General features: G+C 70.7%; 14 protein-coding genes and 1 tRNA gene. 6 read left to right on the top strand and 9 right to left on the bottom strand.

Going from position 1 to position 16,662, the window contains the following annotated elements; all coding sequences use genetic code 11:
- Positions 1 to 137: 137 nt before the first annotated feature.
- Positions 138 to 1,451, bottom strand: a complete 1,314-nt coding sequence (locus AB0937_RS02070; RefSeq protein ID WP_366709013.1) for a peptidoglycan-binding protein — start codon at positions 1,449 to 1,451, stop codon at positions 138 to 140.
- Between the two features lie 198 nt (positions 1,452 to 1,649).
- Between AB0937_RS02070 and AB0937_RS02065 the strand changes: the two genes are divergently transcribed.
- From AB0937_RS02065 to AB0937_RS02050, 4 genes are all read left to right on the top strand, one after another.
- A tRNA-Lys gene (locus tag AB0937_RS02065) sits at positions 1,650 to 1,723 on the top strand.
- Positions 1,724 to 1,821: 98 nt separating this feature from the next.
- The gene (locus AB0937_RS02060; RefSeq protein WP_366709012.1) at positions 1,822 to 2,535 is read left to right on the top strand and encodes a FadR/GntR family transcriptional regulator; all 714 of its coding nucleotides are present in this window, start codon (positions 1,822 to 1,824) and stop codon (positions 2,533 to 2,535) included.
- A 324-nt stretch (positions 2,536 to 2,859) separates the two neighbouring features.
- Positions 2,860 to 4,860 carry a glycosyltransferase family 2 protein gene (locus tag AB0937_RS02055; protein WP_366709011.1) on the top strand — a complete coding sequence of 667 codons (2,001 nt, stop codon included), beginning with the start codon at positions 2,860 to 2,862 and terminating at the stop codon, positions 4,858 to 4,860.
- On the top strand, positions 4,857 to 6,797 hold the full coding sequence (locus AB0937_RS02050) for a kelch motif-containing protein (RefSeq protein ID WP_366709010.1): 1,941 nt from the start codon (positions 4,857 to 4,859) through the stop codon (positions 6,795 to 6,797). Before AB0937_RS02055 ends, AB0937_RS02050 begins: the two co-directional genes overlap by 4 nt.
- 103 nt (positions 6,798 to 6,900) lie before the next feature.
- On the opposite strand, the gene AB0937_RS02045 is transcribed toward AB0937_RS02050, so the two are convergent.
- From AB0937_RS02045 to AB0937_RS02015, 7 genes are all read right to left on the bottom strand, one after another.
- On the bottom strand, positions 6,901 to 7,938 hold the full coding sequence (locus AB0937_RS02045) for a glycoside hydrolase family 6 protein (RefSeq protein WP_366709009.1): 1,038 nt from the start codon (positions 7,936 to 7,938) through the stop codon (positions 6,901 to 6,903).
- A gap of 363 nt (positions 7,939 to 8,301) precedes the next feature.
- Positions 8,302 to 8,802 carry a hypothetical protein gene (locus tag AB0937_RS02040; RefSeq protein ID WP_366709008.1) on the bottom strand — a complete coding sequence of 167 codons (501 nt, stop codon included), beginning with the start codon at positions 8,800 to 8,802 and terminating at the stop codon, positions 8,302 to 8,304.
- Positions 8,803 to 9,190: 388 nt separating this feature from the next.
- A complete protein-coding gene (locus AB0937_RS02035) occupies positions 9,191 to 9,952 on the bottom strand; it encodes a class F sortase (protein WP_366709007.1) in 762 nt (253 codons plus the stop codon).
- A gap of 2 nt (positions 9,953 to 9,954) precedes the next feature.
- Entirely contained in the window at positions 9,955 to 10,629 is a 675-nt protein-coding gene (locus AB0937_RS02030; RefSeq protein ID WP_366709006.1) for a hypothetical protein, read from the bottom strand.
- A 120-nt stretch (positions 10,630 to 10,749) separates the two neighbouring features.
- Positions 10,750 to 11,529 (bottom strand): HAD-IIA family hydrolase, encoded by a 780-nt coding sequence (locus AB0937_RS02025; RefSeq protein ID WP_366709005.1) that lies wholly within the window; start codon positions 11,527 to 11,529, stop codon positions 10,750 to 10,752.
- A gap of 277 nt (positions 11,530 to 11,806) precedes the next feature.
- Positions 11,807 to 12,592 carry an LPXTG cell wall anchor domain-containing protein gene (locus tag AB0937_RS02020; RefSeq protein ID WP_366709329.1) on the bottom strand — a complete coding sequence of 262 codons (786 nt, stop codon included), beginning with the start codon at positions 12,590 to 12,592 and terminating at the stop codon, positions 11,807 to 11,809.
- A 472-nt stretch (positions 12,593 to 13,064) separates the two neighbouring features.
- The gene (locus AB0937_RS02015) at positions 13,065 to 13,979 is read right to left on the bottom strand and encodes a VTT domain-containing protein (protein WP_366709004.1); all 915 of its coding nucleotides are present in this window, start codon (positions 13,977 to 13,979) and stop codon (positions 13,065 to 13,067) included.
- 136 nt (positions 13,980 to 14,115) lie between these two features.
- Between AB0937_RS02015 and AB0937_RS02010 the strand changes: the two genes are divergently transcribed.
- A complete protein-coding gene (locus AB0937_RS02010) occupies positions 14,116 to 14,481 on the top strand; it encodes a YbjQ family protein (RefSeq protein WP_366709003.1) in 366 nt (121 codons plus the stop codon).
- Positions 14,482 to 14,501: 20 nt separating this feature from the next.
- Here AB0937_RS02010 and AB0937_RS02005 read toward each other — a convergent pair whose 3' ends face one another.
- Positions 14,502 to 15,263: a MerR family transcriptional regulator gene (locus AB0937_RS02005; protein WP_366709002.1), complete on the bottom strand. Its 762-nt coding sequence runs from the start codon at positions 15,261 to 15,263 to the stop codon at positions 14,502 to 14,504.
- Between the two features lie 108 nt (positions 15,264 to 15,371).
- On the opposite strand from AB0937_RS02005, the gene AB0937_RS02000 reads away from it, so the two are divergent.
- On the top strand, positions 15,372 to 16,658 hold the full coding sequence (locus AB0937_RS02000; RefSeq protein WP_366709001.1) for an ion channel protein: 1,287 nt from the start codon (positions 15,372 to 15,374) through the stop codon (positions 16,656 to 16,658).
- Positions 16,659 to 16,662 lie beyond the last annotated feature (4 nt).

Genomic DNA, 16,662 nt, shown 5'->3' with positions numbered 1-16,662 from the left:
CTCCAGCCTCCGCGCCAGATGCGTCACAACGGTGGTCCCGGGTGCGGGGCCCGAGGGAGGGCCCGGCCGGGGTTCGGGGCCCGCCCGAGGGGGGCCGATCGGGGAGAACCGGCCAAGGCCGATCAGGGGCCGGGGCCCTACGCGAAAAGGCGCCGCCAGGTTTCCGGCCCCGGGTAGCCGTCCGCCGCGCCGCCCCGCCAGCCCTGGGCGCGCTGGAAGGCCTCGACGGCGCGCCGGTCCGCCTCGCTCCAGTGCGGCCCCGGCCCGACCCGGTAGAACCTGCCGTACCCCTTGCTCACGAGCTGCTTGCCCAGCTGGGTGACGTAGGTGTTGTTCGCGCCGGGGCGGAACAGCGCCCGCCCCGGGTAGCCGGGGACGCCGTGGGAGGCGGGCGGCGGGCCGACCGCCCCCTCCTTCACGTCCTTGCCCTTGCCGGTGACGAGCAGCTCCCAGGTGTGCGGGCCGGGCAGGCCGTCGGCCTCCGCCCCCGTCCAGCCCTGCGCCGACTGGAACGCCCGGGTCGCCCGCCGGTCGGCATCGGTCCAGCGCGGCCCCGGCCCCGACGCGTACGAGCCGCCGGCCCCGCGCGCGACGAGCATGCGCCCGAGTTGCGTGACGTACTTGTTGTTCGCGCCGGGGCCGAAATACGCCGCTCCCGGGTACGGCGTGGCGGCCGGGGCGCCCGGTGTGCCGCCGCCCGGCTGGGTGGCCGGCTCCTCCGGGACGACGCCCTTGTAGCGGTAGGGGACGTACAGGGCGGAATTGTTCCAGTAGGCGTACGGGGTGGTCTGGCGGCTCGTGTGCGGGCGGGTCTGCTCGTAGGCGGTGTACGAGGTGTGAGCGCTGTCCGTCCAGCCGCCGAAAATGGTGACGTGCGAGCCGTTCTCGGGGTCGGACGCATTGTGGAACAGCAGGATGTCGCCCGGTTGGAGTTCCTCTTTGGAAATCCTTTCCCCGTACTGGGCGAGGCTGCCCGTCCATTCGTTTCCGGGCAGTTTCCAGGCCATCGACACATAGCCGGAGCAGTCCTGCCGGTATCCGTCGGACCAGTAGGCGCTCATGCTGTACGGCACCTTCGCGGCGACCCAGGTCCTGGCCCGGTTGATGATCTCCGTGCGGGTGATGGAGGTGGGCTTGGGGGCGACGGAGGGCTTCGCCGGACTGCCGGCGGGGCCATACAGGGCAGCCGTCGCCCCCTGGGGGCTATCAGGCTCGTCACCTGCGGGAACACCGGGACGGTGGGGGGCGTACGAGGCGGCCGCGGCCGGTACGGCGTGGCCCGCGCCGAAGGCCGCGGAGGCCACCGCGGCCAGGGCGAGGACCCGGTGCGCGGCCGGGTGACCGCTGGTGCGGCCCGCCCAGGAATGCGGCAGGACACCGCGCCAGTGGACACAGCCGGGGCAGTCGCAATCGCTCGCGGGGTCGATTTCCTCGAATACCGGAGACACCATGCGATTCCCCTCACACTTCCGGCGGAAAGATGCGGCGCCCGTGCACCGGAGGGCGCGCGTCGTCAGTTTCGCAACTGTCTTCCGGACGCGCATGCTGACGGTCCGAATGATGTACGCGGCGGCCGGGGCGGGAGGCCCGCGCCCCGGCAGGTGGTCAGGAGCACCCCTCGACGTCCTGTAGGGTTACGACGTCAGCAAGCGCCGCTAGCTCAGTTGGTTAGAGCAGCTGACTCTTAATCAGCGGGTCCGGGGTTCGAGTCCCTGGCGGCGCACCGACCGGAAGGCTCCTCGCAGCAGCGAGGGGCCTTCTGTTTGTCTTCGTTCGTCCTTCCGAGGCCTCCCTCCGGGCCTGGCCGGATACCCTCTGGCCATGGCAGCGCGTGACCTACAGGAGCGGATCAAGAAGCTCATCATCGACCGCAGGCTGGCCTCCGGGGCCCCGCTGCCGACCGAGCCCGAGCTGATGGAGCACCTCGGCGCCAGCCGGAACTCGGTGCGGGAGGCGCTGAAGGCGCTCCAGGCGATGGGCATCGTGGAGATCCGGCACGGCTTCGGCACCTACGTCGGCCCGATGTCCCTGGCCCCGATGATCGAGGGCCTCGCCTTCCGCACCGTCGCCGGGCACTACCGGGGCGAGGACTCCCTGCTCCAGCTGCTGGAGCTGAGGGAGGCGGTGGAGACAGGGCTGGTGTCCAGGCTCGCCGGGCGGATGCCGGAAGCGGACCTCGTTGAACTGGACGCGCTCGTCGACCGTATGGAAGAGCAGGCCGCGCGCGGAGCCGGCCTCGCCGAGACCGACCGTGCCTTTCACGCCACCCTCTACCGGGGGCTGGGCAACGTACTGCTGTGCGAGGTCCTGGAGGCGTTCTGGGACGCCTTCCACCGGGTCCGCACGGACCTCGGGGGTGAGCCGCAGGACCCGAAGGTGACCTGCCGGCAGCACCGGGAGATCCTCGACGCGGTGCGGTCCGGGGACGCGATGCGGGCGGAGGAGGCCATAAGGGAGCACTTCGGAAACATCCGCGCCCGCCTGTCGACAACGGCTCCACAGGCCCCCCACACCCGCCACAATGAACGCGTATGACCGGTTACCACCGTGTTCGCATCTTGCGATCATGATGGACGCCGTAGAACCTTGGTCTTCTCGTTTTACAGGATGCTGCGTTTTCGCGGCAGTTGGGGGGATTCGGAACCGGTTGCGGCTGGGCGGGGGTAGGGGCCCCGTTCGATGAACCGATGCCGTGGGGGGCATCATGCAACCGGAAGGTCGCGTTGCCGTGTCTATAGGGTGTGGATGACGTGGTGACTGCGATCCACCACTGATACGTCTGTGAAGGTCGAGGGGGACCTGCACCAGACGGTACGAAGCTACGAAACACGCGGCTTTCCGCGTGTGGGGGGATGACTCATGACGTCGAGGCCCACGGGTGCCCGGCAGGAAAACGACCCGTCCCAGACTACGCAGCTCAGGGTGCCGGGGCACCGGATGAGCACCACGGGGACCTTCCGGCGGATCAAGAAGACGCTGCCGAGATACGACTACGAGCACTACAGCCGGCTCGCCGGTCCCCTCACCCAGCCGGATCCGAACAAGCCGTACAAGGTGCAGTACCGCTCGCTCATCTCGCAGGAGCCGCACCGCATCCGGGTCGCCCTGATGCTGGCCGCGGCCCCGGTGCTGTCCCTGGTGCTGCTGTTCTGGCTGCTCCAGCCCGAGCACTGGACCGAGCGCGACTACCCCGCCTTCGACTGGCTGCCCGCACTCGACATGGTCATGCTCGTCTCGATCGGTCTGATCGAGTTCTTCCGCTGCATGAACGTGCTGTCCAACGCGCACGCCACACTGGTGGCCCGCGACCCGATCCCGGTGGTGCCCGAGACGGGCACCAGAGTGGCCTTCCTCACCTCCTTCGTGCCCGGCAAGGAGCCGCTGGAGATGGTGACGAAGACCCTGGAGGCGGCGGTGAAGATCCGCCACCGGGGCCTGATGCACGTGTGGCTGCTCGACGAGGGCGACGACCCCGACGTGAAGGCGGTCTGCGAGCGCCTGGGCGTGCACCACTTCTCCCGCAAGGGCGTCGCGAAGTGGAACCAGGCCAAGGGCCCGCACCGCGCCAAGACCAAGCACGGCAACTACAACGCCTGGCTCGAGGCGCACGGCGACGACTACGACTTCTTCGCCTCGGTCGACACCGACCACGTGCCGCTGCCCAACTACCTGGAGCGGATGCTCGGCTTCTTCCGCGACCCGGACGTCGGCTTCGTCATCGGCCCGCAGGTCTACGGCAACTACGACAACCCCATCACCAAGGCCGCCGAGTCGCAGCAGTTCCTCTTCCACGCGCTGATCCAGCGCGCCGGCAACCGCTACGGCTCCCCGATGTTCGTCGGCACGTCCAACGCGGTGCGCATCAAGGCGCTGAAGCAGATCGGCGGTCTGTACGACTCGATCACCGAGGACATGGCGACCGGCTTCGAGATGCACCGCCACAAGAACCCGGCGACGGGGAAGAAGTGGCGCTCGGTGTACACGCCGGACGTGCTCGCCGTCGGTGAGGGCCCGAGCGCCTGGACGGACTTCTTCACCCAGCAGATGCGCTGGTCGCGAGGGACGTACGAGACGATCATCGGGCAGTACTGGAAGGGCTGGTACTCGCTGCCGCCGAGCAAGCTCTTCAACTACACGATGATGATCATCTTCTACCCGATGTCGGCCCTCAACTGGATCCTGGCGGCGCTGAGTTGCGCGCTGTTCCTGGGCCTGGGCGCCTCGGGTGTGAACATCGACCCGGCCGTGTGGCTGATGCTCTACGGCAACGCCTCCGCCCTGCAGATCGGCCTGTACGTCTGGAACCGCCGGCACAACGTCTCGCCGCACGAGCCGGAGGGCTCCGGCGGTGTGGCCGGCATGGTGATGTCCGCGCTGTCGGCGCCGCTGTACGCGAAGGCGCTGATCGACTCCGTGCTGCGGCGCAAGAGCAAGTTCGTGGTGACGCCCAAGGGCGACTCGGCGAGCCCGGACCGCTGGTTCGGCACGTTCCGCTACCACTGGTACTTCGTCGCGATCTTCGGTGCGTCGATCGCCGCCGGCTTCGTCTTCGGCCACTCGCATCCCGCGATGATCATCTGGGCCACGTTCGCGTTGCTGATCACCGCCTCGCCGGTGTTCGCCTGGCGCTGGCAGCTGCGGCAGGACGCGAAGAAGCCCGCCGCCCACGCCGCGGGACAGCCGCAGGACCCTGCGGGTCCGAACCGGACGCAGCCGCTGCCCATCCCGCAGCAGCCGTCGGCTCACACCCCGCAGCAGAAGCCCACTTGGGCCGCCGCCCCGGGCGCACACGGGGAGGTCGGGGGATCCGACCAGACCATGCAGATCGCCCTTGGTGGACTTGGGGGACGTAAGGAATGAACGACCGTGCAGGCCGCCGCCGGGCCCGTCGACTCGCGATCGGCACGGCGGTGGTACTCGCGCTGGCCGGGATGAACGGGCCGTGGCTCTACCGCTTCAGCACCGAGAAATACCACCAGTACACAATCAACAAGCCGGAGTACAAGGCCGCGAACGGCAAGTGGGAGATTGTCGATTTCCCCGAGGAGTACCGGCAGAACACCATCCACGCGGCGCTGCTGCGCACCGGCAAGGTGCTGCTCGTCGCGGGTTCGGGCAACAACCAGGACAACTTCGACGCGAAGAAGTTCGACACCCGCATCTGGGACCCGGTCAAGGGCACGATCAAGAAGGTGCCCACACCGGCCGACCTGTTCTGCACCGGACACACCCAGCTCGCCAACGGCAATCTCCTGATAGCCGGCGGCACCAAGCGCTACGAGAAGCTCCAGGGTGACGTCACCAAGGCCGGCGGCCTGATGATCGTCCACAACGAGAACCCGGACGAGCCGATCACCCTGCCGGCGGGCACCACGTTCACCGGCAAGAAGAACGGCAAGACCTTCGTCTCCAAGGACCCGGTCCTCGTGCCGCGCGCCAAGAAGGTCTTCGACAAGGCGACGGGCAAGTTCCTGCGCAACGACCCCGGCCTGGGCCGGATCTACGTCGAGGCGCAGAAGCGGGGCAAGAAGTTCGAGACGGGCACGCAGGACAACTACCGCGTGCACGGCCTGAAGGGCGCCGCCGCCAAGAACACCTACGGCATCGCCCAGAAGCTCGCCCTCGACAAGAAGGACTTCCAGGGCATCCGGGACGCCTTCGAGTTCGACCCGGTCGCCGAGAAGTACATCAAGGTCGACCCGATGAAGGAGGCCCGCTGGTACCCGACGCTCACCACCCTGAGCGACGGGAAGATCCTCAGCGTCTCCGGCCTCGACGACATCGGCCAGCTGGTCCCGGGCAAGAACGAGATCTTCGACCCGAAGACCAAGAAGTGGGCCTACACCGGCAAGGTCCGGCAGTTCCCGACGTACCCGGCGCTGTTCCTCATGCAGAACGGCAAGGTCTTCTACTCCGGGTCCAACGCGGGCTACGGGCCGGACAACGTGGGCCGTGAGCCGGGTGTGTGGGACGTCGACACCAACAAGTTCTCGAAGATACCCGGCCTGAGCGACCCCACCCTGATGGAGACGTCCGGCACGGTGCTGCTGCCGCCGGCTCAGGACGAGAAGTACATGGTGGTCGGCGGCGGCGGGGTCGGCGAGTCCGAGAAGTCCAGCGAGAAGACCCGGATCGTCGACCTGAAGAAGGCGAACCCGCGCTTCGTGGACGGCCCGTCCCTGGACAAGGGCACCCGCTACCCGAGCGCCTCGATCCTGCCCGACGACAACGTGCTGATCTCCGGCGGCTCGGAGGACTACCGCGGCCGCGGCGACTCCAACATCTTCGAGGCGCGGCTCTACGACACGGAGAAGAACGAGCTCAGGCGCGTCGCCGACCCGCTCGTGGGCCGCAACTACCACTCCGGTTCGATCCTGCTGCCCGACGGGCGCGTGATGTTCTTCGGCTCCGACTCGCTCTACGCCGACAAGGCCAACACCAAGCCGGGCGAGTTCGAGCAGCGCATCGAGATCTACACGCCGCCCTACCTGTACGGCGACAAGGAGCAGCCCTCGCTGTCGGGCGGTCCGCAGACCATCGAGCGCGGCGGGACGGGGACGTTCACCTCGTCGGACGCGGCGAAGGTGAAGAAGGTCCGGCTGATCCGGCCGAGCGCCGCCACGCACGTCACGGATGTCGACCAGCGGTCGATCGCCCTGGACTTCAAGGCGTCCGGCGACAAGCTGACGGTGACCGTGCCGGAGAACCGGAACCTGGTGCAGGCGGGCTGGTACATGATGTTCGTGACGGACGCCGACGGGACCCCGAGCAAGGCGCAGTGGGTCAAGGTGCCGTAGCAGCGGACGAGGAAGCAGACGACAAGGGGCGCTCTCCGTGAGGAGAGCGCCCCTTCTCTTGAGCCGGCATGCACCGGTACCTGTCCGGCACCGGTCCGGTCCGTCAGCCGGTGGCCTTCGCGAGCTTCAGGGCGTAGTCCGCCCACCACTCGCCCGCCTTGGGACCGCCCTTGCACTCGCCGTCCGACTCGCCCGGCCGCTTCACCCACAGGTAGGCGTCGACCAGCGGGTCCGCCGTCTTCGTCGTCGGGGTCTCGCCCAGGGAGCGGCCCGGCGGGTTGCACCAGCGCTCGTCGGGCTTGCCGTCGCCGTAGGGGCCCTTGCCGTTGCGGCTGGTGTCGATGACGAAGTGCTTGCCGCTGACCTTGGCGGAGAGCTGCTTGCCGTAGGCGATGGAGTCCTTGGTGGAGTAGAAGTTCGAGACGTTGACCGAGAAGCCGTCGGCCTGGGCGATGCCCGCGCGGTTCAGCGGCTCGAAGATCTGGTCCGGGTTCTGCCATCCGGCGTTGCCCGCGTCCAGGTAGACCTTCGTGTTCTTCAGGGACTTCAGCTTGGTGACGGCGCCCTTGAGGAGGTCGTAGCGCTCCTCGTGGAACTGCTCCGGGGTGCAGCCGTCGACCAGGTGAAGCAGGGCGTCCGGTTCCAGGACGACCATGGCGGGGCGGTCGCCGATGCCCGCGGCGACGCCGTCGACCCAGTCGCGGTAGGCGTTGCCGTCGGCGGCGCCGCCCTGCGAGTACTGGCCGCAGTCGCGGTGCGGGATGTTGTAGAGGACGAGCAGGGCCGTGCGGCCGGCCTTGTCGGCGGCCTCGGTGAAGCCCCGGGTCTGCCTCTCCGGGTCGTCCGGGCCGACCCATTCGGCGACCGGCTGCTCGGCGATCTTGCGGATCTGCTCGGCGTCCTGCTTCTTGCCGGATTTCTCCAGCGCGGCGACCTCCCGGGCCGCCGTCCCGTCCGGATTGACCCAGAAAGGCGCTTTTTCCTTGGGCTGTTGGGTGATCCCGGCGCCCGCGTCACCGCTGTCGTCCGAGCCGTCTCCTCCGTCGGAGGAGGAGCATCCCGTCACCAGCAGTGCCGCCCCCAGCACCACTGCGGACATCCGCCTCCCGGAGAACGCCCGAACCCCCCTGCTGCCGTACATCCACTCCCCCTTGGGTGCCCCGTTCCAAGTCTCAATCCTGACATAGGTCCCGCGCCGCGGCCCTCGCCGGCCGTCCGGCCCCCGAAAGCGTTCCCTTCCCGGCTGTGCGTGAGCGGCTCGGCCGTCTGACCCCGTTCAGGAGAAGCGGGCTGGTCAAGAGCATCCGCGCCCTGTTCGGCAGGATCTGGGACGACGCGCGGAAGCCCACGCGTCCCTGTGCATCCGGGCCGTTCCGGTGCGCACCTTCGCGAGTGAGCTATCCCGGCGAACCGGTCCGCGGCGTGGCCGTGCGATGTACGGGGTGCACGCCCGGGGCGCGGCACGCACTCCGGTACGGCACGCCGGGAAGCCATGGACTCACGGTCACGCCGGCTGCTTCAGCAGCCGCTCCAGAACGGCCTCCCGCTCCTGCGGCTTGGGAGTGGACCGCAGACCGGCGGACCGCCACCACTCCGTGAGCACCGACGGGCGCAGCTCGCCCGCCACGAATCGGGCCAGCAGCTGCTCGGAGAGCTCGACTTCCCGCTCGGTGTAGGCGGGGGCGGCGGCCGAGAGAACGGGGTACTCGCTCTGTCCGTCGGTGTGGGTGACGCACACGGTCATCCCGTGCCCGCTGTCCGGACCGCCGAACCCCGCCATGCTCATCGCCACGTCCAACGCGAGGCTCAGGCCGCGGCGGAAGCTCGAACGGGCAGGAGCATCGGGCACGGTCACCTGATCAGCCGCAGTCCAGCTCAGCGCGCCGGCCGCGGGCAATCCCACGGGAGTCAGCCCTTCAGGGGTCAGGCGTACGCCGGTTCCCTCCGCACCGGCCGGGGCGCCCAGCCAGCACCCGTCCCGGTCGATCCAGAAGAGCCCGACCATCGTGCCCGCACCCGGTGCCCCGTCAGACCGTCCGTTCGGCGCTGTGACCGGCCTGCTCTGTTCTGCCACTGCTGGATCCCATCTTCTCGGAAGTACGCGTGAAGATCCCAGTGTTGCCGGTGTGACCGGCCACGACGGGCAGGGCGTCCCTTTCCGGCCACACGTTCCGGTCCTGGGCCGGGCGCCAGGCTCGGCAGCGGCCCCACCGCGTGCGCAGCCATCCCGGTCAGCGCCGCCCGGGCCATCGTCACTCCGGCCGCGAGACCTCAATGCCCACAGCTCGGTGACGATCAGTGTGGTGGGCGGCCGGGGCACGCCCCGGCCCGGGCGGGTTCGTCGAGCGCGGCAAGGGCCGCGGCACCGTCACCACGACCTTCACCGACTGGAATCAGCCCGTCCCCGCGAAGGACCCGGCTCCCGGCACGGGCATCGGCCTGGACCGGCTCTCCTCGTCGGTGTCACGAACGGCACCCCCGCCCGCAGCGCCCGTCAGGTACGCCGAGACGACCACGTTCGCCGTGTAGCTGCGGGTCGCACGGTCGAAGCTGCCGCCGCAGGTGACCAGCCGCAGTTCCGCCCGCCCCGACTCGTGGGGCCCGTACGCCTGGTGGGCGTCGAAGTGGTCGCGGGTGAGGACCTGGACGGACTCGACGGTGAACTCGGCGACCTTGGCGTCGGCCCTGACCACCCGGATCGTCTGGCCCGGCCGCATGGCACTGACCCGGTAGAAGACGGCGGGCCGGGTCTCGGTGTCGACGTGACCGACCATCAGCGCGGTGCCGGGCGCCCCGGGCGCGACCCCGCCGGCGTACCAGCCGACGACGCCGGGCTGGTCGTACGGCGGCGGGTCGGGGGCCCCGCGCGCGTCGAGACCGCGTGCCACGACGGGGGCCTGCACGCCGAGCCCGGGGATGTCGATCCGCTGCGGCAGCGCGTCGCGCAGCGGGCGGTGCTCCGGCGGCAGCTTGATGTCCGGGGGCCGTCCGGCCGCCGCCATGTCACCCGTGGCGGGCGCCGCGATGCCGTGCCGCATCTCGGTCACCTCGCGGCCCCACAGCCACAGCCCGAGCAGCAGCACGACCCAGGCCATGCCGGTCAGCAGGCGTCCGGTGCCCGAGAAGCGTCTCTGGGCGTGATCGTGATCGTGCATGGTCAGTCCGTTCCGCGGCCACGGCGGACACCGCGCAGCGCGACGACCACCACCGCGGCCACCCCCGCGAGCACCAGCCCGGTCACGCCCTGCGCCGTACCGGGGCCGTCGCCCCGCTCCTCGGCGGCGACGGCGGCACCGCCACCGCCCGCCGCGACGGGGGCGACCGGCGAGGCGGGCGCCCCGGGCGGGCGGGAGGGGGGCGCCTCGCCGTCGACGCCGGGTGTCGCGGTCGGCCGGCCGCCCTTCCCGGGCACGGGCGGCTGTCCGCCCACTCCGGGCGCCGGCGGCTGTCCACCGGCCCCGGGCACGGAATCTCGCGGGGACCCGGACGGCCCGGTCTCGTCGTCCCGGACGGTGAGCGTGGCGGTCCGCCGCTCGGCACCGCAGGTGATCCGTACGGTGTACGAACCCGCCTTGAGCGTGGAGCGGACGCGGCTGTCGCCGGCGACTTCGTCCGCGCCGGTGGCGGTGAGGCGCGCGTCCGCGACGAACGCCGGTGAGGCGGCCACGGCCGTGCGCTGGGCGCAGCCGGTCACGCGGAGCGCGACATCACTGCCGGGTGCGGGGGTCGCCGGGGTCACCGACACGCTCCCCGCGTCCGCCGCGTACGCCGCCGGTGCGAGGGCGACGACGGCCAGGACGCTCGTACAGACAGTGACTTTCAGGGAACCCATCGTGAACCTCCAGACGCCTGGAGCCTCCCCCGCCCGGTGGGCCGCCGCATCCTCAGGGACGCGGCGGCTGCTCCGTACGGGTGACCGAGGGTTTGAGCCCTTCCCGCCGCCGCCCGGGGTTCAGACCCGGTCGACGAGGTCCGCGATCGAGTCCACGACCTTCGACGGCCGGTACGGGAAGTCCTCGACCTGCTCGGGCCGGGTCAGGCCGGTGAGCACCAGGAACGTCTGCATCCCGGCCTCCATGCCGGCCAGCACGTCGGTGTCCATGCGGTCGCCGATCATCGCGCTGGTCTCGGAGTGCGCCCCGATGGCGTTCAGCCCGGTCCGCATCATCAGGGGGTTCGGCTTGCCCGCGAAGTACGGCTTCTTGCCGGTCGCCTGGGTGATCAGCGCCGCCACCGCACCGGTCGCCGGCAGCGGGCCTTCGGCGGAGGGGCCGGTCTCGTCGGGGTTGGTGCAGATGAACCGGGCACCGCCGAGGATGAGCCGCACCGCCTTGGTCATGGCCTCGAAGGAGTACGTGCGGGTCTCGCCGAGGACGACGTAGTCCGGCTCGTGGTCGGTCAGGATGTAGCCGATGTCGTGCAGCGCGGTGGTCAGCCCGGCCTCGCCGATGACGTACGCCGAGCCGCCCGGCCGCTGGTCGTCCAGGAACTGGGCGGTGGCAAGGGCCGAGGTCCAGATGGACTCGATCGGCACTTCCAGGCCCATGCGGCGCAGCCGGGCGTGCAGGTCGCGCTGGGTGTAGATCGAGTTGTTGGTGAGGACCAGGAACGGCTTCCCGGACTCGCGGAGCTTCTTCAGGAAGGCGTCGGCGCCGGGGATCGGTACGCCCTCGTGGATGAGCACGCCGTCCATGTCGGTGAGCCACGACTCGATGGGCTTGCGGTCTGCCATGTGCGGGATCTCCTGCCGTACGCGGTCCAGCGTGCGACCCAGCCTAAACAGTGCCGGGATCTTGCGGAACGCTCCGCGTACGACGTCCCGACTGCCGGGACGGCCCGCCAGGGCGCCAGGTCGTGTCCGCACAGTCCCGTCGTCCGCGTGGAGAGCGGGCCGCGCGGCGTCCGGTGCGTGCTCTCGGCGTGCCGGGCGAGTGGGGGTCCCCCCTGCTCGAACAGCCAGGGGGAGCGTGCCAGGTGCCGCGCGGCAGGCGGGACTGTGCGGATACGACCTAGCGGCGGCGGCGTGCCACGAGCAGGGTCACTCCGCCGGCCAGCAGGAGGGCCGCGGCGGCCGCGGTGACCTGGGTGCCGGTGCCGGTTCGGGCCAGTTCCTCCACGGACGGGAACCGGTCCTCGCGGGGCGGGACGGAGGCGTCGGAGTCGGGGCGGGATTCCGTGCCCGTGTCGGTGTCCGTGTCCGTGCCGGTCCCCGGCTTGCCGCCGTCGATCCGGAAGCGGTAGTCGTTCGACTGCCCGACCCAGTCGCCGTCGTCGTCGTGCCGCTGCACCACCGCGGCGTTGGCCGTGACCTCGTTGGGCCCGGCGTCCGAGGTGAGGGTGAGCCGCACCTTCACGGTGACGGTGTCGCCCGGTGCGACGGTGAACCCGGCGAAGCCGCCCTCCTCGTCGGCGAACGCCGCGACGAGCTCGTCCTCACCGGTCTTCTCGAACCGCACGGGGTGGGCCGTCTCCCCCGCGAAGAACTCGAGGCGGGGCTGGGACGGTTTCAGGGTCCGCTCGGCGTCGACGAGCACGACGACGGGGTGGATCCCGGCGCAGGTCCGGTCGGTCGTGTTGGTCAGGTCGACGGACCAGGTCCCGAATCCGCCGCCGGCCGTGTAGGAGGCCGGCCCGCCGTGGATGCGGGTGGTGAGCGGGAAGGTGTGGTCGTCGGGCGCGGCACAGGCGGGCGCCGGGGCGTCCGCGAGCGCCGGCGGTGCACCGGCGAGCAGGACGGCGGTCGCCGCTGCCGCCGCCAGGCCGAGGTGAGCGGGCGCGCAGATTCGCATGATGATGTGACATTCCGAGCGGAAGGGCTCGCGAGACGCCGCCGCCGCGAACCGGCCCCGAACGGCGGCGCGGATCCGCCCGGTCGGCGGACAGCCCCGGGCGGCACCCAGGGGTCAGCGGCACCCGAGGACCCTCGCGCGCGAGGGGCCCAGCCCACGAGGCCGACCTCCTGGTGACGGGGGTCGGGCTGGGACCGGACGTCGTACACGAGCGCCGGATTTCGCGGGCGTACGGACGGTGCCGGACCACCACCCGGCCAGGATCCACCCCCTGTCCTAGTGCCGCGGCGGGCAACGTTCGCCCGTGAAGGAGCGGCGTCCGGTGCGTGCTCCCGGCGTGCCGGCCGGAAGCCCTCGTACGGGGCGTACTCGGGCTTTCGGCCGGTGCGGCGAGAGGGCGTGCCGGGCGTCGCGACGGGGCGAACGTTGCCTGCCGCGGCACTAGAGTGGTTGCCGGCGGCCCCGCGGGGAGGCCGGTTCAGTAGCCGTTGCCGTAGGGGCCCTGCTGCGTGCCGTAAGGCTGCTGCTGGGTGCCGTACGGCTGCTGCTGGGTGCCGTAAGGCTGCTGCGGCTGCCGGCCGTAGCCCGGGTCTTGCGGGTACTGGCCGTAGTACTGCTGGTCGTTGTAGCCGTTCTGGTTGCCGTACGGGGGCTGCTGCGGCTGCTGGTGGGGCGGCTGGTCGTCCGGGGTGATGCGGCGCAGCTGGGTCGTCGCGTCGTCCATCGCGCGGGGCTGCTGCCCGTGCTGCTGCTCGGGAGCCTCGGCCGCGGCGCGCTTCTTCTTCGAGCGGTCGCGCAGGTACTCGATGAGGATCGGGACGAGGGAGAGCAGGACGATCAGGACGAGGATCGGCTCGACGTTCTTCTTGATGAAGCCGATCTGGCCGAGCCAGTAACCCGCGAGGGTGACGCCGGTGCCCCAGGCGACGCCCCCGATGACGTTGTACGTGAGGAACGTGCGGTACTTCATGCGGCCGGCGCCGGCCACGATGGGGGCGAAGGTGCGCACGATGGGGACGAAGCGGGCCAGGACGATCGCCTTGGGGCCGTACTTCTCCATGAACTCGTGGGCCTTGTCCAGGTTCTCCTGCTTGAAGAGCTTGGAGTTGGGACGGTTGAAGAGCTTCGGGCCCAGGAACTTGCCGATCATGTAGCCCACTTGGTCACCGAGGACGGCGGCGAGCACGATCAGGGCGCAGACCAGCCACAGCGGCTGGGTGATGTAGGTCCCCTCGGCCACGAAGAGCCCGGCCGTGAACAGCAGGGAGTCGCCGGGCAGGAAGGCGAAGAGACCGGACTCCGCGAAGACGATGAGCAGGATGCCGGGCAGGCTGAACGTCGAGATCAGGTAGTCCGGGCTGAGCCACTCGGGGCCGAGCGCAAGCGTGGTCACGGGGATGTGGCTCCTGCTGCTGTGGGGGTACGGGCGGAGGCTGGCTGCCTCAAAGTATCAACGCAGCCGCCATGACCCAGGTTCCATGGGCGTACTCAGGATGCACTGTGCCCGGCCCCGGTCAAAGCTGTGAAGCATGGGCATCGATGAATACGGCGGCGGACAGGGCCCGGACCCCGAGGTCCTCGTCGTCACCACGAACGACATACCCGGCTACCACGTGCGGGAGGTGATCGGCGAGGTCTTCGGCCTGACCGTGCGCTCCCGCCACGTGGGGAGCCAGATCGGGGCCGGGCTGAAGTCGATGGTCGGCGGCGAGCTGCGCGGGCTCACCAAGACGCTCGTGCAGACCCGCAACCAGGCCATGGAGCGGCTCGTCGAACAGGCACGCACGCGTGGCGCCAACGGGATCCTCGCGTTCCGTTTCGACGTGACGGAGGCGGCCGACGTGGGCACCGAGGTGTGCGCGTACGGCACGGCGGTGGTCCTGACCCGGGAGTGAGGGCACTCCCGGGCCGGGGGTCAGGCGGTGTGACGTGCCGCGTTCGCGACGATCGCGTCCCTCAGGTGCTCGGCGAGGCCCGGGCGCAGCGCGTCGTAGAACGCCTTGAACCGCTCGTCGGAGACGTACATCTCGCCGAGGCAGCGGTGGATCTCGTAGGAGCACTCGTAGAACCACGTGCAGATGTGCTGCCGGTGCTCCTCCGCCAGGGTCATGGCCGCCTCGCCGGTGGGCGGCTCGTCCGCCGCCATCAGGGCGCCGTAGCGCTCGCCCCAGTCGGCGGCCTCGGCCTGGATGCGTTTCCAGTCCTCCTTGGTGTAGCTCGCGGTGCGGCGCTGTGAGTCGGCGTACTCGTCGGTGTCGCCCCAGCGCTCCTCCACCTCCTCGGCGTACTGCTCCGGGTCGTTGTCCCCGAAGACCTCGAACCTCTCCTCGGGCGTGAGGTTGAGTCCCATCGTGCGTGCCTCCATGGCGTGCTCCACGGCCGCCGCCATCTTCCGCAGCTTCTCGATCCGGGCGGTCAGCAGTGCGTGCTGGCGGCGCAGGTGCGCGCGCGGGTCCGCGTCCGGGTCGTCGAGCAGGGCGGCGACCTCCTCGAGGGGGAAACCGAGCTCCCGGTAGAACAGGATCTGCTGCAGCCGGTCGAGGTCGGCGTCGCCGTAGCGCCGGTGGCCCGCGTGGCTGCGTTCGCTCGGGACGAGCAGGCCGATGTCGTCGTAGTGGTGCAGCGTGCGCACCGTGACACCGGCGAAGCCCGCGACCTGTCCCACCGAGTAGCTCACTTCCGCTCCCTTCCTTCGCGCTCCACGGTCGGGCCTCACGTCACGTGAGGTGCAAGCGTGTTGCCCCCTTATCCCGTTTGTACGGTTTGATCCGTTTATCGTGTGCCCGTGGTCCAGGACTCCGAAGACCGGGCACCATCGGTCACCCCGTCGACTCCCGCCCGTGCCCTGCTGCCGTCGATCCTGCCCGCCGTGGTCGTGGGCGCGATCTCCGCCCTGGTCCTGGTGGGGGTGGAGGTCGCAGCCGAGCAGCTCCAGGACGTGCTGTGGGAGACCGTGCCGGACGCGCTCGGGATCGGCCGGTACTCCGTGGCCTGGATGTTCGTGGTGCTCGTCGCGACCGGCATCGCCGTCGGGCTGGTCGTGTGGAAGGTGCCGGGGCACGCCGGCCCAGATCCCGCCACCGTCGGCCTGGAGGCCCCCGTCCTGCCGCCCGTGGTGCTCCCCGGGCTGCTGCTGGCGAACGCGCTGATGCTGGCCGGCGGCCCGAGCCTCGGCCCCGAGAACCCGATCATCGCAGCCAACGTCGGCCTGGCCGTCTGGCTGGGCGGCCGGTTCATCCCCCGGGCGCCGGGGCGGCTCTGGCCGGCGCTGGCGGAGGCGGCGACCATCGGCGCGCTGTTCGGCACCCCGGTGGCGGCCGCCCTGGCGATCTCCGAGCTGCTGGCCCGCCAGGAGACCCGCGGGATGCTGTGGGACAACCTCTTCGCGCCGCTGACCGCGGCTGCCGCCGGTTCCCTGACCGTCGCCCTCCTCGACCACCCGAGCTTCGACCTGGGCCTGCCGTCCTTCGGGCGGCCGGGCTGGTCCGACCTGCTGGCCTCGGTGGTGGTCGCCGCGGTCGGCGCGCTGCTCGCACTGTGTGCCGTGCGGGCCTTCCCCTACGTCCACGCGGCCTTCCGGCGGCTGCGGCACCCCATGCTGATGCTCCCGGCGGGCGGGGCCGTGCTCGGCGCCCTGGCCGCCGCGGGCGGTCATCTGACGCTGTTCAAGGGGCTCGACGAGATCGCCACGCTGGCGCACGACCCGGACGGCTGGTCGGCCGGGGAGTTCGCCGTCATGACGGTGGTGAAGCTGGCCGCACTGGTCGTCGCCGCGTCCTGCGGTTTCCGGGGCGGACGGATCTTCCCCGCCGTGTTCGTCGGCACCGCCCTCGGCCTGTGCGCACACGCCCTGGTGTCCGGGGTGCATCCCTCGGTCGGGGTGTCCGCCGGTGTGCTCGGGGTGCTGCTGGCGATCACGCGGCAGGGCTGGATCAGCCTGTTCGTCGCCGCGGTACTGGTCGCGGAGCCTGCGGTCATCGCCCTGCTCTGCATCGCCTCGCTGCCGGCCTGGCTGCTGGTCACGGGCCGGCCGCAGATGCAGCTGCGCAAGGACGGCACGTCGGTCCGTTGACGTT

The organism is Streptomyces sp. NPDC047880 (genome assembly GCF_040706515.1).
Classification (GTDB): Bacteria; Actinomycetota; Actinomycetes; order Streptomycetales; family Streptomycetaceae; genus Streptomyces.
The sequence above is the reverse complement of the archived record's forward strand: the minus strand, read 5'-3'. Positions and strand labels throughout refer to the sequence as shown.

Coding starts and splice junctions, on each gene's coding strand:
- AB0937_RS02040 (WP_366709008.1), bottom strand. CDS start 8,802: ATGGTCGGGCTCTTCTGGATCGACCGGGACGGGTGCTGGCTGGGCGCC.
- AB0937_RS02010 (WP_366709003.1), top strand. CDS start 14,116: ATGGGCATCGATGAATACGGCGGCGGACAGGGCCCGGACCCCGAGGTC.
- AB0937_RS02025 (WP_366709005.1), bottom strand. CDS start 11,529: ATGGCAGACCGCAAGCCCATCGAGTCGTGGCTCACCGACATGGACGGC.
- AB0937_RS02050 (WP_366709010.1), top strand. CDS start 4,857: ATGAACGACCGTGCAGGCCGCCGCCGGGCCCGTCGACTCGCGATCGGC.
- AB0937_RS02030 (WP_366709006.1), bottom strand. CDS start 10,629: ATGGGTTCCCTGAAAGTCACTGTCTGTACGAGCGTCCTGGCCGTCGTC.
- AB0937_RS02070 (WP_366709013.1), bottom strand. CDS start 1,451: ATGGTGTCTCCGGTATTCGAGGAAATCGACCCCGCGAGCGATTGCGAC.
- AB0937_RS02045 (WP_366709009.1), bottom strand. CDS start 7,938: ATGTACGGCAGCAGGGGGGTTCGGGCGTTCTCCGGGAGGCGGATGTCC.
- AB0937_RS02035 (WP_366709007.1), bottom strand. CDS start 9,952: ATGCACGATCACGATCACGCCCAGAGACGCTTCTCGGGCACCGGACGC.
- AB0937_RS02060 (WP_366709012.1), top strand. CDS start 1,822: ATGGCAGCGCGTGACCTACAGGAGCGGATCAAGAAGCTCATCATCGAC.
- AB0937_RS02055 (WP_366709011.1), top strand. CDS start 2,860: ATGACGTCGAGGCCCACGGGTGCCCGGCAGGAAAACGACCCGTCCCAG.